Below are 15,348 nucleotides of genomic sequence, written 5' to 3' on the forward strand. Positions count from 1 at the left end.
AGGTGTGATAGTACAGCGCCTGTTAAACCAGCTGATCGCGCAGGACATTCGCGATTTCCGCGTACTCGCGGCGATTGCCAAGGTGCCGCGCCAGCTGTTCGTGGATGAAGCCATGGCCCACAAGGCCTGGGACAATACGGCGTTGCCCATCGGCCACGGTCAGACCATCTCGCAACCCTACATGGTGGCGCGGATGACCGAACTGCTGATCCAGAACGATCCGGCCCATGTGCTGGAGATCGGCACTGGTTCGGGTTACCAGACAGCGGTACTGGCTCATCTGGTGGAGCACGTCTACACGGTGGAGCGGATCAAGTCGCTGCAGTTCCAGGCCCGGCGCCGGCTGCGTCAGCTTGATCTGCACAATGTCTCTGCCAAGCACGGCAATGGCTGGTTGGGTTGGCCCAACAAGGGACCGTTCGATGCCATTCTGGTGACGGCTGCCGCCAGCGAGGTGCCGACGGCCCTCACCGATCAGCTGGCCGACGGTGGCCGGCTGGTGTTGCCGGTGGGGGACAGCCAGCAGACCCTGCAGCTGATCGAGCGGTCGGGCTCCCAGCTGACCAGCCGGATCCTGGAGCCGGTCCGTTTCGTCCCCCTGATTGACGGAGATGTCGAGTGAAGTTGTTTTCCCGCCTCTATGTGCTGGTGATGCAGTGGGCACGCCACAAGTATGCCCCCTGGTATCTGGCGATCACCGCCTTCATCGAGTCGGTGTTCTGGCCCATTCCGGTGGACGTGATGCTGGCCCCCATGGCGCTGGCCAGACCGCACAAGGCCTGGCACTACGCCGCACTGGCGACCCTGTTCTCCGTGCTGGGCGCGCTGTTCGGCTATCTGCTCGGTTATGCCCTGTGGGAGCCGGTGGTCCAGCCGCTGGTGGTCTCGGTGGGTTATGAAGACAAGATTGCCCTGGCCCGGCAATGGTTCGAGCAGTGGGGCATCTGGGTGATTTTTATTGCCAGTTTCACGCCGATCCCCTACAAGGTGTTTACCGTGACGGCCGGCCTGTTGCAAATGGCACTGCTGCCCTTCATCGTGACCTCGCTGATCGGGCGTGGCATGCGCTTTTTCCTGGTGGCAGGCCTGATGCGCTGGGGTGGCGAAAAGATGGAGCGCAAGCTGATGCACTATGTGGATGTGCTGGGTTGGCTCTGTATTGGTTTGGCCGTTGTGGCCTATTTCTGGTTTAGTCGTTAAAGGATCCACTATGCGTTCGCGTGTTTGGCAAGGAAGCAGTGTCGTCGTGTTGTCATGGCTGCTGCTCGCTTGCTCTTCCAGCAAGACTGCTGCTCCGGTACAAGGATTGGGCAATGATGGTCTCGTCTCTACCATTCCGGCTCGTCAGATGGCGGCTCAGCCCGCCATTCAGGGCAACAGCTACACGGTGAAAAAAGGGGACACCCTCTACTCCATCGCCTTCAATTCGGGCAATGACGTGCCCTCGCTGGCCAGTCTCAACGGCATCAGCCCCCCCTACAACATCTATCCGGGCCAACAGATCCGGCTCGATGCCTCCGGCAGCACCATGGCCGTTGCGCGCAGTGCTGGTACCTATCAGGTTCGTCCTGGGGATACGCTGAGCAGCATTGGCCGCCAGTTTGGCATGTCGAATCAGACTCTGGCACAAAGCAACAATCTGCAGGCACCCTTTGCCCTGCAGGTCGGGCAGGTGCTGAATGTGCAGTCCGCCAGCAGCGGCAGTGGCCAGATGGTGGCGGCGACTCGCCCGGTGGTGACCCAGAGTTCCGGCCCCAAACCCCTGGCGCCAGCGACCTCAGGTACGACCACTCCATTTATCAAACAGAAAACGATTGCTCAGCCATCTTCAAAAGAATACGCTCAGGTAAAAGAACAAAAATCAGACAATTCCTACAGCAAGCTATCTTGGCACTGGCCTACCAAGGGTCGGATCGTCGAAGGTTTCTCTGTTGCAGAACAGGGTAACAAGGGCATAGATATCGCCGGTCAGAAGGGGCAACCCATCTACGCGGCGAGCGGCGGCAAGGTCGTCTATGCCGGTAGCGCACTGAGGGGTTATGGCAAGCTGATCATTCTCAAACATGATGATGACTACCTCTCTGCTTACGCCCACAACGATGAGTTGCGAGTGAAGGAAGGAGACAGCGTCAAAGGCGGATCAGTCATTGCCAACATGGGTAGCACGGACGCGCCGGATGTGCGATTGCACTTTGAAATCCGGTACAGAGGCAAGTCGATTAACCCGATGAGCCATTTGCCAAAGCGTTAGACCCAGAGAGTTAAGTCTTACTCTGGTGCCGGTCAGGGAGACACGCCATGAGCCAAGAACAACTGGTGATGCAGGATGCAGAGTTAGAGTTCGACGAAGAGCTGGAGACCCACGAAGAGGAAGAGGTTCAGGAAGTCGCGGCCGAGGCCGAAGAGACGATTTCCGATGAACTGATGGCACCTGAACTGAACAAGGTGATGGACGCCACCCAGCTCTATCTCGGGGAGATTGGTTTCTCCCCGCTGCTCACCGCCGAAGAAGAAGTCTATTACGCCCGTCGTGCCTTGCGAGGTGACAAAGCTGCCCGCAAGCGCATGATCGAGTCCAATTTGCGACTGGTGGTCAAGATCGCCCGTCGCTACAACAATCGCGGCCTGGTGCTCCTCGATCTCATCGAAGAGGGCAACCTCGGCCTCATCCGCGCAGTCGAGAAATTCGATCCCGAGCGCGGCTTCCGTTTCTCTACCTATGCGACCTGGTGGATCCGTCAGACCATAGAGCGGGCCATCATGAATCAGACCCGTACCATTCGTCTGCCCATTCATGTGGTCAAGGAGCTGAACGTCTATCTGCGTACCGCCCGCGAACTCTCCCATCGGCTCGATCACGAACCGACGGCGGAAGACATCGCCTTTGCGCTGGATCGCTCGGTAGACGATGTGAATCGCATGCTCAAGCTCAACGAGAAGATCACCTCGGTCGATACCCCCATCGGTGGCGATCGCGACAAGGCGCTGCTGGATGTGCTCTCCGACGAGCGCGGCATGGGCCCTGAGCTGGAGTCCCAGGATGACGACATGCGCGCCAGCATAGTGCACTGGCTGGAGGAGCTGAACCCCAAGCAGCGCGAGGTGCTGGCCCGTCGCTTTGGTCTGCTCGGCTATGAGCCGGCGACTCTGGAAGACGTGGGCGCCGAGATTGGTCTGACCCGCGAGCGGGTTCGCCAGATCCAGGTAGAAGGGCTACGCCGCTTGCGGGAGATCCTGCTGGGGCAGGGACTCTCCATTGAGGCGCTGTTCCGTACCAACTAAGGGTTGCTAGTGAGTGGAAATGCTTACCAAGCAAAACAAAAAGGGGCCAGAGGCCCCTTTTTCATGTCGGCAGGATCCGCTGGATCAAACCGGATCCAGGGTATCCAGCGGCCAGCGCGGCACAGCCTTGACCGCCAGCGGCTCGAATACCCCGGCTTTCAAGCGCTGCATGCCGGCATAGGCGATCATGGCGCCATTGTCGGTGCAATATTCGGTGCGCGGGTAGAACACTTCCCCCTTGAGGCTCTCCATCAACTCGGCCAGCTGGGCGCGCAGGTGGCGGTTGGCGCTGACGCCGCCGGCCACCACCAGGCGATTGAGGCCAGTCTCCTTCAAGGCACGGCGACACTTGATGGCCAGGGTGTCGACTACCGCGTCTTCAAACGCTCGAGCGATATCGGCACGGGTCTGTTCATCATCACCGTTGGCGGCGATGGTGTTGGCGGCGAAGGTCTTGAGGCCGGAGAAGCTCATGTCGAGCCCGGGGCGGTCGGTCATGGGGCGCGGAAAGGTGAAGCGCCCGGTGGTGCCCTTCTCCGCCAGCCGGGAGAGTAGAGGGCCGCCTGGGTAATCCAATCCCATCAGCTTGGCCGTCTTGTCGAAGGCCTCGCCAGCAGCATCATCGATCGACTCGCCCAGCAGCTGATAGCTGCCGATGCCATCGACCCGTACCAGCATGGAGTGGCCGCCGGAGACCAGCAGCGCCACGAAGGGAAACTCGGGGGCTCGCTCTTCCAGCATGGGGGCCAGCAGGTGGCCTTCCATGTGGTGCACGGCAATGGCCGGTTTGTTCCAGGCCATCGCCAGCGAGCGGCCTATGGTGGCTCCCACCAGTATGGCGCCAACCAGGCCCGGACCTGCGGTGTAGGCGATGCCGTCGATGTCGTCCTTGCCCAGTCCCGCCTCTCGCAACGCGGCCTGGATCAAGGGGATCGTCTTGCGGACGTGATCCCGGCTGGCCAGCTCGGGAACGACGCCGCCGTAGTCCGCATGCAGCTTGACTTGGCTATACAACTGGTGGGAAAGGATCCCTTTTTGATCGTCGAAGATCGCGATCCCGGTTTCGTCACAGGATGTCTCTATGCCCAATACACGCATTGCTAAAAAATTTCACTGCTAAAATGAGACGGCTATGGTAACCTTCGCGGGTTTTTTAAACCAGAGCGATCTCTGCGGGTTTACTTTCATTCCCTGTCCAGAGTATAATTTCGCACCATTTTAAGACATGCTGATCGATTGAAGGTCAGCTAACAATTTATCACTGAGGTGAAAGGCACATGCCAGTAATCAAAGTCCGTGAAAATGAGCCGTTTGACGTTGCTCTGCGTCGCTTCAAGCGTTCTTGCGAAAAAGCCGGTATCCTGTCCGAAGTTCGTAGCCGTGAGTTCTACGAGAAGCCGACTACCATTCGCAAGCGTGCCAAAGCGTCTGCCGTTAAGCGTCATGCCAAGAAGCTGTCCCGCGAAAACGCACGTCGTATCCGCCTGTACTAATCAAGGGTTCATGCCGTGTCGCTGAAGGATCAACTCAAGGATCAACAAAAACTCGCCATGCTTGCCAAAGACAAGGCTCGCTTGGGGGCGATCCGTTTGTTGATGGCTGAAATCAAGCAACGTGAAGTTGATACCCGTGTCGAGCTCAATGATCAGGATATCCTCGCTGTGGTGACCAAAATGGTCAAACAGCGTCGTGATTCCATCAGTCAATTCGAAGCTGCCGGTCGCCAGGATCTTGCCGACAAAGAGTCCGCAGAGATCGTTGTGTTGCAGGAGTTCCTGCCGCAACAGCTGACCGCAGTCGAAATTGCCGCACTGATTGAGCAAGCCATCGCTGAAAGTGGTGCTGCCGTCATGGCTGACATGGGCAAAGTCATGGCTGTCTTGAAGCCGAAAATTCAGGGGCGTGCCGATGTCGGCGCCGTCAGTGCTCAGGTGAAAACCCGCTTGGCGTAACAGGCTACTCTCTTGTTTGGTCAAAGAAGCCGTGCTTCCCTGGGAATGCGCGGCTTTTTTATTTTCTATGCAATGAAACAGGACGGTTATGGCAGGCAGGATCCCACAATCCTTCATCGATGATCTGCTCGTACGCACCGATATCGTCGAGTTGATCGACTCGCGGGTGCGGCTGAAGAAAGCCGGTAAGAACTACCAGGCTTGCTGCCCTTTTCATAACGAAAAAAGCCCCTCTTTTACTGTCAGTCAGGAGAAGCAGTTCTATCACTGCTTCGGTTGCGGTGCTCACGGCAATGCCATCGGCTTTGTCATGGAGTATGACGGGCTCGAATTTCCCGATGCCATTGAGGAGCTTGCCAGCCTGCATGGTATGCAGGTTCCCCGTGAGCAGACCGCAGGTGGGGCGAGCAGCAGCCAACCAGCGGTCAGCAAGGATCTGTTCGAGCTGATGAACCAGATTGCCCGCTTCTACGAGAGCAATCTCAAGAACGCGCCGCAGGCGGTGGAATACCTGAAGGGACGCGGTCTGACTGGTGAAGTGGTCAAGCGCTTCAATATTGGTTATGCCCCTGCCGATTGGGATCAGGTGCGTCGGCGCTTTGGCGCCAGCCGGGAGCACGAGCAGTTGCTCATCTCTGGCGGCATGCTGATCACTCGTGACAGCGGCCCCGGCAGCTATGATCGCTTTCGCGATCGCATCATGTTCCCGATCCGTGACAAGCGTGGCCGGGTCATCGGTTTCGGTGGCCGGGTGCTGGGGGAGGGGACGCCCAAATATCTGAACTCGCCGGAAACACCCATCTTCCACAAGGGACGGGAGTTGTTCGGCCTTTACGAGGTCAAGCGGGCACACAAGGATCCGCGCCGGATCCTTGTGGTAGAAGGCTATATGGATGTGGTGGCGCTCGGCCAGTACGAGATCGATTATGCGGTGGCGGCGCTGGGCACCGCGACCACCAGCGACCATATCCACACCCTGTTTCGCACTACGGCCGAGGTCGTCTGTTGCTACGACGGCGACAACGCCGGTCGGGAAGCGGCCTGGCGGGCGCTGGACAACGCGCTCTCCCACCTGCAGGACGGTCGTGAACTCAAGTTCGTCTTTTTGCCGGATGGTGAGGATCCCGACTCGCTGGTGCGCCAGATCGGCAAGGAGGGATTCGAATCTCTGCTAGACCAGGCCCAGCCCTTCGCCGACTTCATGTTTGAGCGCCTCGGGCGCGATGCGGCTCTTTCCGGTGAAGCGGGCAAGTTCGAAGTGGCCAACAAGGCCGCCGAGCTGATCCGGCGAGTCCCGGAAGGTTTCACGCGTGAGGGGTTGATCACCCGCCTTTCCAGCATGATGCGTTGGGGGGAGAACAAGCAGCGGATCGCCGAACTGTTTGCCCGCAACAGTCAGCCAAAGGCCGAGGTCAACAAGCCCAAGGCGGCCAAGCTGACGCCGCTGCGCCGGGCATTGGCACTGATGGTGCAGTATCCGGCGATCACGGCCGAATTGCCGGCCATGCCTGAACTGGCCGGACTGCGCCTGCAGGGCATCAGATTCCTGCTGCAGCTGCATCAACAGATCCTGACTCAGCCCGGGGTCACGACGGGCATTCTGCTGGAACACTGGCGTGGCACCAAAGAGGGAGAGATCCTGGCGCAACTGGCGATGCACGATCTGTTTGAAGAGGTAAAACTCGACCAGGAGCCGGATATTCTGGGAGAATTGCAGGATACTTTCGTCGGTTTCATCAACCTGTTCCTGAAGCAGCGCATCGAGGAATTGCAGGCCAAGGTGGCGCAGGAAGGGCTAAGCTCTGAGGAAACTCAGGAGCTGATGATGCTGATCAGAGAGGTGCAAATTGAGAAAAGAAATGAGAGTGGGGCTTGATATTTGAGTGATTAACCCCAATATGAATACCGTTGCCCGAATCGACGGGATTAAAAGCAAACATTTTATAACCGCCTGGCCCCGACAATACTGCGGGCAGGGGTTTCTCATGACCGACGCCGCAACCAGACATAGCATGTCTGGCGGTTTTCTATTAGAATTGGCTATTTGCGCAGCAGCGCACTGTACGCGCAACCTAGCAACACCAACCGGATGAGTTCTATGGAGCAAACCCCGCAGTCTCAGCTTAAACTCCTCGTTGCCAAAGGTAAAGAACAGGGCTACCTGACCTATGCCGAGGTGAACGATCACCTCCCGCAAGACATTGTCGACTCTGACCAGATCGAAGACATCATCCAGATGATCAACGACATGGGCATTCAAGTGGTGGAAAACGCCCCGGATGCCGATGACCTTATCATGGCTGAAGGTGGTACCGCCGATGAGGACGCTGCCGAAGCAGCGGCCCAGGCACTGGCATCTGTTGAATCCGAGATTGGTCGTACGACCGATCCCGTCCGCATGTACATGCGGGAAATGGGTACCGTCGAACTGTTGACTCGCGAAGGCGAAATCGACATCGCCAAGCGCATCGAAGACGGTATCAACCAGGTACAAAGCTCCGTCGCCGAGTACCCGGAAGCGATTACCTATCTGCTTGAGCAATACGACAAATACGAAGCGGAACAGCTGCGTCTGTCCGATATCATTTCCGGCTTCATCGATCCCAACGAGACCGACGACGTCGCCCCGACCGCTACTCACATCGGCTCCGAGCTCAGCGAAGAAGATCTGGCTGACGAAGATGAAGACGAAGATGAAGACGAAGACGGTGATGGCGATGATTCCGACGATGACGGTGACGGTGGCCCGGATCCGGAAGTCGCTCGCGAGAAGTTCGGTGATCTGCGCGCCCAGTACGAAGTAACTCGTCTCTCCATTCAGCAGAATGGTCGTGCGCACGAAGATACTCAGGCTGCGATTGCCCAGCTGGCCGATGTATTCCGTCAATTCCGCCTGATGCCCAAGCAGTTCGACCGCTTGGTCAACAACATGCGCGAGATGATGGAGCGGGTCCGCGTGCAGGAACGCATCATCATGAAACTCTGCGTTGAGCAGGCCAAGATGCCGAAGAAGACCTTCGTCGCTGCCTTCACCAACAACGAGTGTGAAACTGCCTGGTTCGAGTACCAGAAGCAGGCCGGCAAGGCCTGGTCACCGCGTCTGGTCGAGATGGACGAAGATGTGCTGCGCGCCATCGGCAAGCTGCAGCAGATCGAGGAAGAGACCGGTCTGTCCATCGCCCAGATCAAGGACATCAACCGTCGCATGAGTATCGGTGAGGCCAAGGCCCGCCGCGCCAAGAAAGAGATGGTCGAGGCCAACCTGCGTCTGGTTATCTCCATCGCCAAGAAGTACACCAACCGTGGTCTGCAGTTCCTGGATCTGATCCAGGAAGGCAACATCGGTCTGATGAAGGCGGTAGACAAGTTCGAATACCGTCGTGGCTACAAGTTTTCGACCTATGCGACCTGGTGGATCCGTCAGGCCATTACCCGCTCCATCGCGGATCAGGCCCGTACCATCCGTATCCCGGTACACATGATCGAGACCATCAACAAGCTCAACCGTATCTCCCGTCAGATGCTGCAGGAGATGGGTCGTGAACCGAACCCGGAAGAGCTGGCCATGCGCATGGGCATGCCGGAAGACAAGATCCGCAAGGTATTGAAGATCGCCAAAGAGCCCATCTCCATGGAGACGCCCATCGGTGATGATGAAGATTCCCACTTGGGCGACTTCATCGAAGATACCACCCTGGCGCTGCCAGCGGATGCTGCCACCAGCGAGAGCCTGCGCAACGCCACCCGCGAAGTGCTGGCCGGCCTGACCGCCCGCGAGGCCAAGGTACTGCGCATGCGCTTCGGTATCGACATGAACACTGACCACACCCTCGAGGAAGTGGGCAAGCAGTTCGACGTTACCCGTGAGCGTATTCGTCAGATCGAAGCCAAGGCGCTGCGCAAGCTGCGCCACCCGAGCCGCTCCGAAGTACTGCGCAGCTTCCTGGACGAGTAATCCCGGGCGGGTCCAACCCGTAACCGCTGTCAAAAAGCCCCGCCATGCGGGGCTTTGTTTTATTCGTGGCGACGGGGGCGTGAAGATGAGTCACGGAACCGCTTGAATATGGATGAAATCTCGCCAAGTGGTTGATATGCCTATGGACGGGGTATCCGCCATCCCCTATAATCCACGCCGCAAACCAGTATCAATGGCCCCTTAGCTCAGTTGGTCAGAGCAGTCGACTCATAATCGATTGGTCGTGGGTTCAAGTCCCCCAGGGGCCACCATTTTCAGACAACGCCGCTCTCTTGAGCGGCTTTGTCGTTTCTGGCGTTCACCGGCGCCGGCCCTGGGCATGCGCTCCATAGTGCGCTCCATAGTGCGGTCCATCGTGCGGCCTATAGTGCAATTCAAACAGCCAGAACTAGGCAAGGTTTCGCACAGAGAGGCGTTGCAAAGCCTCGCTGTGGCGGCTTTCTGCAAGAGTAAGGGATAGCCTGATCCTCTCGCCCGAGCCTGCCGGGCAGGCTGGTCATGTGATCATGCTGTTCGGCTTGCGTGCGATGCGCTGTGACCTTGAGCGTTCCTTTTTTCGGCGTTGAGGGGGGGCATGGTTTGAGATGAGCCTGGGCATGGCGCCAGGTCATCAGCCTGCTGAGCTGCCGGCTGGAAGGGGCGGAATGACGCCATAAAAAAGGCCTCCCACCGATGGTGGGAGGCCTGGGACAGTGCTCCTGGTCTGGTGACCGAGCGTAGCATTACTGGGCGTTCAGACTATAGGCCAGCGTCTGGTCGTTGAAACGCACCACATAGACACCGACCAGTGCTGTGGCGATGTCGGCGCCGGCCAGCTCGGCGACACCGTCCTTGTTGGTGTCGCCGTAGTTCTGGGTCCAGTCGCCCTTGACGTCGAATTTGAAGCGCTGACCGCCGTTGCCATCGCCGCTACCGGTGAAGGTGACGCTGGCCTGCCAGAGGTGATCGCCTGCCAGCGACATGGGGGTGGAACCCCAGTTGTTGGTGGTGCCGCGAATGTTGAGGCTGGCGAAGTTCTTCGCGTAGCCGACGCTGACCGGGGTCAGGCTGTATTGCAGGGTCTGATCGTTGAAGCGCACCCGATACTGGCCGGTGACCGAGGTCAGGATGTCACTGCCGGCCAGTTCGGCCACCCCATCCTTGTTGGTGTCACCATAGTTCTTGCTCCAGTCCCCCTTGACGTCGAACTTGAAGCGCTGGTTTGCCTGACCATCGAAGGTGACCAGAGCCTCCCACTGGTTGTCGGCGACCAGCGTCATGGCAAGGGATCCCCAGGCATTGGGAGTGCCGCGGAAATTCAGGGTAGGCAGCACGCTGGCGTAGGTGCCGTTGTCGTCGGTGACGGTCACGGTAGCGCTGGCACTGGCGGTCAACCCTTCAGCATCGGTCACGGTGACCGTCACGGTATGGGTACCCGGTGTATCGAACCGGACCGTCTCGGTGGCGGCGGTGCCGCCGCTGGACCAGCTGTAGTTCACCACGCCCCCGTCGTCGCGGGAGGCGGAGGCATCGAACACCACGCTCTCACCCGCCTTGATGCTGAGGGTCTTGGGGGAGAGGGCGGCCACCGGTGCCTGGTTGCTGGTGAGGGGGGTGACCGTATAACGCAGATCGCTTTCGTTCAGGGTGATGCGGTAGGTGCCCGCTCCGCTGACCAAAATGTCCTTGCTGCTGCCCTTGTCGGCGATGCCATCCCCTTCGTTGTCTCCGTAGTTTTCGGCCCAGTTGCCGAAGACGTCGAACTTGAAGCGCTGGGCGCCGGTGGCGTCACCGTTGCCGGTCAGGGTGAGGGTGGCTGACCAGACACGGTTGGCATCGACGGTCATGGGGGTATTGCCCCAGGCGTTGTGGGTACCGCGCAGGTTCATGCTGCTGAACTTGGTGCCCGGCAGGGCGGAACCGCCGCAGGGGCTGGCCTTGGTGCAACCGGCGATGATGGCGGCCGCCTTCATGCCGGGCACGTTCAGGCTGGCCTTGCCACTGCCGTCGACGGTGACATAGCCGCCGCTGCAGTAGTCGTTGCCCCCCAGCAGGTTGCAGTACTCACCGGCCGGCAGACCGGTCTGCAGCGAGGCCACCAGGCTGCCGCTCTCGTTGTTGATGGCGATGAAGCCCTTGTCACCGCGGCCGAAGGCGATCTGGTTGTTGCCGTTGTCCCACCAGTTGTTGACCGGCTGGCCTTCGGTCCGGTTGTGGAACAGTGCCATGTTCATGATGGTCGGCCGGCGCTGTTCGCAGTTCCACTGACTGTCCGTGCAAGGTGTGCTGCCCGGTGCCCCCTTGTCGGTTTCATAGGTGCTCATGTTTTCGAAGCGATAGCCCGACATCACCTGCTTCCAGCCATAGGGCCAGGCCATCATGAAGGTGTTTGCCAGATCGTAGCGAGCACCGCTCATGAAGGTGAGCATGCCGCCCCCACCGTGGCCGCGTTCGCGGTCGTGGTTGACCACGAAGACGAAGGCCTTGGCGGAGGGGAGCAGGCCCCAGCTCTCGCCCAGCGTCTTGAGGTTCTTGATCTGGCCGTTGAAGTTGGCGGCCAGATCGGTGCCGTATTTGAAGTCGGTGACGGTGTCGATATAGGTGTAGCGGCCCGGCTGGATGTCGGCGGACTCTCCGCCTGCGCCGATCACCTCCAGATAGGCCTTGGGGCTGCCCGCCTTGTCGAGGATGGCCTTCACGTCGGTCGGGGCCATGTGCTTGGCCGCATCGATACGAAAGCCCGCCACGCCCCAGCCGAGCAGGGTCTTCATGTAGGTGGCGATCTGATCCTGCACGTAGGGAGAGCCGGTATTGAGGTCCGGCATGCCGTAGAGGGCGCCATTCCAGACGTTGTTGCTGTCACCGTAGTTGGTGATGTCGCCGCTGTGGTGGAAGTCGTTGTAGCCGAACTGGGGATACTGGTACTGCCCCGCGTTGTAGCTGCCGCCACCGGTGGCGGTGCCTGAGCCCGATGCCAGCTGGTTGAAGACGGCGTCGGCATAGACCTTGACCCCGGCTGCGTTGCAGCGGGCGATCATGCTTCTGAGTTCCGCCTCGCTACCACCGAAGCTGTTGAAATTCTTGAAGCTGACGGGTTGATAGACGGTCCACCAGACCTGGCTGCCCTGCTTGTGCTCGGCCGGTGGGGTGATCTGGACGCCCCCGAACCCCTTGGGCCCGAGCACGGTTTCGCACTCGTTGGCGATGTCGTTGAACTTCCATTGGAACAGGTGAACCATGACCCCTTCGGCGGTGGCAGTGTGGCTGAAAGAGCCGAGTGCCGCCGTCAGCAGGGCGGTTCGAAGCAGTGTGCTGTGCATGACGATTTTCCCTTCGATCTTGTTATTGACATATCACTGTCGTGTAGTCGAACGGACAACGAACAACCTCGTTCAGCTCAGTAGCATTCATGAAATCGCAGTGGTTGAAAATCGAACAGCCTGAATTAATTAAGAAATGTGAATGAAAATGCTTTCATGGCCCCTAGCGATGCAAGTGGCGAAAGAGAGGGCAAGAGCCGGGGACCCGGCGGGTAGTGTGGGATCAGGGGAGTGGCAGAGCAATGAACAGGGGCCCAGCAGGGCCCCATGAGTATTCAGGCGTCGGATTCCTGCGGCAAGGCTCGGGCCTTGCCGCGGCGCCTTGGCAACATGCGCTTCACCAGATTGCTGCGCTGGCGCCAGGAGGTGAACAGGATGGCCAGCAGGTGCAGCGCTATCATGCCCTGCAGGGCCCAGGTACACCAGACGTGCCAGTCGTCCGCCCCCAGTTCGAACCCCATCTCGGTATTCTGGAACCAGCCGGTGCCAGCGGTGGCCAGGATCAGCAGCCAGAGCGTCCAGACCGCCAGCTTGCCGCTGCCGTGGTGACCGGGAGCCGGTGGCGTGCGCTCGCGCAGCTCCACCGCTTGCTGGCGAAAATCTTCCCGGCTTGGGATGAGGGCTCGCAACCGGGCATGGCCCTTGGCAAACGAGAGCCCCCACGCCAGGCGCAGGCTGATCAGGGCGATGGCCAGGTAACCCAGCCGTTCATGCCACTCCTCGCCCGCCTCGTTGAGCCAGAGGTTGCCGATACAGATGGCCGCCACACCCCAGTGGGTGAGGCGGACCAGACTATCCCAGTGGAAGGGATCAGCCTTTTTGCTTGGCATATTTGTGGTACTCCTTCTTCAGGTCGTTGACCTTGGCCAGGTGCTCGCGCGCCTTGGCTTCGTCACCTGCCTTGAGGGCTGCCAGGCTGGCATCCAGCTCGGTCTGCACTTCGTTCATGCCTTCCAGAAACTTCTCTTTCTTGGCGGCCGGCATGTTCTTCTGCTTGGCGATGTCGAACTGCGCCTTCATCTCGTTGATGTATTTTTCCATGGTGGCGGCATCGTCGGCCTTGACCGCCTGCTTGTAGTTGAAGCCGATCTTCTTCATCGGCTGTTCCAGCTCACCGGCCATGGCGGGCAGGGTCATCAGGCCAAACATCAGGGGCAGCAACAGGGGGCGAACAGTTTTCAACATGGGATTTCCTTATTTAAACGACATGCTTATCGATCTTGTGTGGCTTCTTATGAACCCTTGTTTGGATTCATCACAGGCATGATGCCATGACAGTGCGTGAACTGTTTGTGAATATTGCTGTTTTTTGTCACAAAGGGTAACAGGGAAGAGGGAGATGTAAGGGAGTTGCTGAGCCAAGTAAACCAGGTCATTCGGGCCATCTACCGGGCTGCGTGACCGCGAGATACGCCAGATGAAGAGAGGGCCCTTGCGGGCCCTGTTGATTACTGCTGCTGTTCACGCTCGATGGCGCGCCAGCCGATGTCGTGGCGGTAGAAGACGCCGTCCCACTTGATGCGACCTGCCAGCTGATAGGCCCGTTTTTGCGCCTCGGCCACGCTGTGACCGAGGGCTGTGGCGCACAGCACGCGGCCACCGGCGGTCACCACGGTGTCGCCTTCCAGCTGCGAGCCGGCGTGGAATACCTTTTCGCCGCTCGCCTCTTCCACCGGCAGGCCGCTGATGGGCTTGCCCTGCTGGTAGTCGCCGGGGTAGCCACCGGCCGCCAGCACCACGCCGATGGCGACGCGGGGGTCATAGATGGCTTCGACCTGATCCAGCTTGCCGGCACAGGCCGCCAGGCAGAGCTCCACCAGATCGGAGCGCATGCGCAGCATGATGGGCTGGGTTTCGGGATCGCCGAAGCGGCAGTTGAACTCGATCACCTTGGGGTTGCCCTGGCCGTCGATCATCAGACCGGCGTAGAGGAAACCGGTGTAGACGTTGCCCTCGGCCGCCATGCCGCGTACGGTCGGCATGATCACCTGCTCCATCACCTTGCGATGCACATCGGCAGTGACCACGGGGGCGGGGGAGTAGGCACCCATGCCGCCGGTGTTGAGGCCGGTATCACCATCACCGACCCGTTTGTGATCCTGGCTGGTGGCCATCGGCAGCACATGCTCGCCGTCCACCATGACGATGAAGCTCGCCTCTTCCCCGTCCAGAAACTCCTCGATCACCACCCGGGCCCCGGCGTCGCCAAAGGCGTTGCCGGAGAGCATGTCGCGTACCGCCTCTTCGGCTTCGCTCAGGGTCATGGCAACGATGACCCCCTTGCCGGCGGCCAGGCCGTCAGCCTTGATGACGATGGGGGCGCCCTTCTCGCGCAGGTAGGCCAGTGCCGGCTCCACCTCGGTGAAGTTCTGGTACTCGGCGGTCGGGATGGCGTGGCGGGCCAGAAAATCCTTGGCAAACGCCTTGGAACCTTCCAGCTGGGCTGCTGCGGCGGTCGGGCCGAAGATGGCTAGCCCCTCGGCGCGGAACGCATCGACCACCCCTTTCACCAGCGGCGCTTCCGGCCCGACGATGGTCAGACCGATGCGCTGCTCCTTGGCAAACGCCAGCAGGGCCGCGATGTCGGTGGCCGAGATGGCCACGTTCTCGATGCTCCCTTCATGGGCGGTGCCGGCATTGCCGGGGGCGACGAAGACTCGGGTCACCAGAGGGGATTGCTTGGCCTTCCAGGCCAGGGCGTGTTCACGGCCGCCGTTGCCAATGATCAGTACTTTCATCGTATCGCTCGCTTCTATTCGGGGTCACTGGCGGGCCTGGGGCCTGCGCCGGTGAAAATAGCCAGGTGAAAAGAGACAACAAAAGGGCCGCCGGTGGCGGC

Annotated in this window: 13 protein-coding genes and 1 tRNA gene; 9 read left to right on the plus strand and 5 right to left on the minus strand. The window is 59.7% G+C overall.

Annotation, left to right across the window (positions count from 1 at the left end; translation table 11 throughout):
* The first annotated feature begins 4 nt into the window (after positions 1–4).
* From AACQ43_RS20895 to rpoS, 4 genes are read left to right on the plus strand one after another with little or no spacing between them, the layout of a single operon-like run.
* Positions 5–622: a protein-L-isoaspartate(D-aspartate) O-methyltransferase gene (locus AACQ43_RS20895; protein ID WP_011704775.1), complete on the plus strand. Its 618-nt coding sequence runs from the start codon at positions 5–7 to the stop codon at positions 620–622.
* Positions 619–1,200 carry a YqaA family protein gene (locus tag AACQ43_RS20900; protein ID WP_016349540.1) on the plus strand — a complete coding sequence of 194 codons (582 nt, stop codon included), beginning with the start codon at positions 619–621 and terminating at the stop codon, positions 1,198–1,200. The genes AACQ43_RS20895 and AACQ43_RS20900 overlap by 4 nt, the downstream gene beginning before the upstream one ends.
* A gap of 10 nt (positions 1,201–1,210) precedes the next feature.
* Positions 1,211–2,251 carry a peptidoglycan DD-metalloendopeptidase family protein gene (locus AACQ43_RS20905; RefSeq protein WP_029302383.1) on the plus strand — a complete coding sequence of 347 codons (1,041 nt, stop codon included), beginning with the start codon at positions 1,211–1,213 and terminating at the stop codon, positions 2,249–2,251.
* Between the two features lie 47 nt (positions 2,252–2,298).
* Positions 2,299–3,282 (plus strand): RNA polymerase sigma factor RpoS, encoded by a 984-nt coding sequence (gene rpoS / locus AACQ43_RS20910; protein ID WP_011704778.1) that lies wholly within the window; start codon positions 2,299–2,301, stop codon positions 3,280–3,282.
* 84 nt (positions 3,283–3,366) lie between these two features.
* On the opposite strand, the gene tsaD is transcribed toward rpoS, so the two are convergent.
* Positions 3,367–4,380: a tRNA (adenosine(37)-N6)-threonylcarbamoyltransferase complex transferase subunit TsaD gene (gene tsaD / locus AACQ43_RS20915; protein WP_024946180.1), complete on the minus strand. Its 1,014-nt coding sequence runs from the start codon at positions 4,378–4,380 to the stop codon at positions 3,367–3,369.
* 179 nt (positions 4,381–4,559) lie between these two features.
* Between tsaD and rpsU the strand changes: the two genes are divergently transcribed.
* From rpsU to AACQ43_RS20940, 5 genes are all read left to right on the plus strand, one after another.
* Positions 4,560–4,775 (plus strand): 30S ribosomal protein S21, encoded by a 216-nt coding sequence (rpsU, locus tag AACQ43_RS20920; RefSeq protein WP_005309452.1) that lies wholly within the window; start codon positions 4,560–4,562, stop codon positions 4,773–4,775.
* Between the two features lie 15 nt (positions 4,776–4,790).
* Entirely contained in the window at positions 4,791–5,234 is a 444-nt protein-coding gene (locus AACQ43_RS20925) for a GatB/YqeY domain-containing protein (protein WP_076362682.1), read from the plus strand.
* 88 nt (positions 5,235–5,322) lie between these two features.
* Complete coding sequence (gene dnaG, locus AACQ43_RS20930) at positions 5,323–7,110, plus strand: DNA primase (protein WP_168968598.1); 1,788 nt, start codon at positions 5,323–5,325, stop codon at positions 7,108–7,110.
* A gap of 183 nt (positions 7,111–7,293) precedes the next feature.
* Positions 7,294–9,189 carry an RNA polymerase sigma factor RpoD gene (gene rpoD / locus AACQ43_RS20935; RefSeq protein ID WP_263642045.1) on the plus strand — a complete coding sequence of 632 codons (1,896 nt, stop codon included), beginning with the start codon at positions 7,294–7,296 and terminating at the stop codon, positions 9,187–9,189.
* Between the two features lie 195 nt (positions 9,190–9,384).
* A tRNA-Ile gene (locus tag AACQ43_RS20940) sits at positions 9,385–9,461 on the plus strand.
* Positions 9,462–9,932: 471 nt separating this feature from the next.
* Here AACQ43_RS20940 and AACQ43_RS20945 read toward each other — a convergent pair.
* From AACQ43_RS20945 to purD, 4 genes are all read right to left on the minus strand, one after another.
* Positions 9,933–12,509 (minus strand): alpha amylase C-terminal domain-containing protein, encoded by a 2,577-nt coding sequence (locus AACQ43_RS20945; RefSeq protein ID WP_168968599.1) that lies wholly within the window; start codon positions 12,507–12,509, stop codon positions 9,933–9,935.
* A gap of 275 nt (positions 12,510–12,784) precedes the next feature.
* Entirely contained in the window at positions 12,785–13,339 is a 555-nt protein-coding gene (locus tag AACQ43_RS20950) for a cytochrome b/b6 domain-containing protein (protein ID WP_103829262.1), read from the minus strand.
* On the minus strand, positions 13,320–13,694 hold the full coding sequence (locus AACQ43_RS20955) for a cytochrome b562 (RefSeq protein ID WP_011704785.1): 375 nt from the start codon (positions 13,692–13,694) through the stop codon (positions 13,320–13,322). The genes AACQ43_RS20950 and AACQ43_RS20955 overlap by 20 nt, the downstream gene beginning before the upstream one ends.
* Before the next feature lie 263 nt (positions 13,695–13,957).
* Complete coding sequence (gene purD / locus AACQ43_RS20960) at positions 13,958–15,247, minus strand: phosphoribosylamine--glycine ligase (RefSeq protein WP_168968600.1); 1,290 nt, start codon at positions 15,245–15,247, stop codon at positions 13,958–13,960.
* Positions 15,248–15,348: the final 101 nt, after the last annotated feature.

The sequence above is a fragment of the Aeromonas sp. DNRA1 genome, assembly GCF_963888745.1.
Lineage (GTDB): Bacteria > Pseudomonadota > Gammaproteobacteria > Enterobacterales > Aeromonadaceae > Aeromonas > Aeromonas hydrophila.

What these genes read in the sequence shown, in the direction of transcription:
- dnaG (WP_168968598.1), top strand. Translation starts at nt 5,323, where the DNA reads ATGGCAGGCAGGATCCCACAATCCTTCATCGATGATCTGCTCGTACGC.
- AACQ43_RS20955 (WP_011704785.1), bottom strand. Translation starts at nt 13,694, where the DNA reads ATGTTGAAAACTGTTCGCCCCCTGTTGCTGCCCCTGATGTTTGGCCTG.
- AACQ43_RS20905 (WP_029302383.1), top strand. Translation starts at nt 1,211, where the DNA reads ATGCGTTCGCGTGTTTGGCAAGGAAGCAGTGTCGTCGTGTTGTCATGG.
- AACQ43_RS20950 (WP_103829262.1), bottom strand. Translation starts at nt 13,339, where the DNA reads ATGCCAAGCAAAAAGGCTGATCCCTTCCACTGGGATAGTCTGGTCCGC.
- purD (WP_168968600.1), bottom strand. Translation starts at nt 15,247, where the DNA reads ATGAAAGTACTGATCATTGGCAACGGCGGCCGTGAACACGCCCTGGCC.
- rpoS (WP_011704778.1), top strand. Translation starts at nt 2,299, where the DNA reads ATGAGCCAAGAACAACTGGTGATGCAGGATGCAGAGTTAGAGTTCGAC.
- rpsU (WP_005309452.1), top strand. Translation starts at nt 4,560, where the DNA reads ATGCCAGTAATCAAAGTCCGTGAAAATGAGCCGTTTGACGTTGCTCTG.
- AACQ43_RS20945 (WP_168968599.1), bottom strand. Translation starts at nt 12,509, where the DNA reads ATGCACAGCACACTGCTTCGAACCGCCCTGCTGACGGCGGCACTCGGC.
- tsaD (WP_024946180.1), bottom strand. Translation starts at nt 4,380, where the DNA reads ATGCGTGTATTGGGCATAGAGACATCCTGTGACGAAACCGGGATCGCG.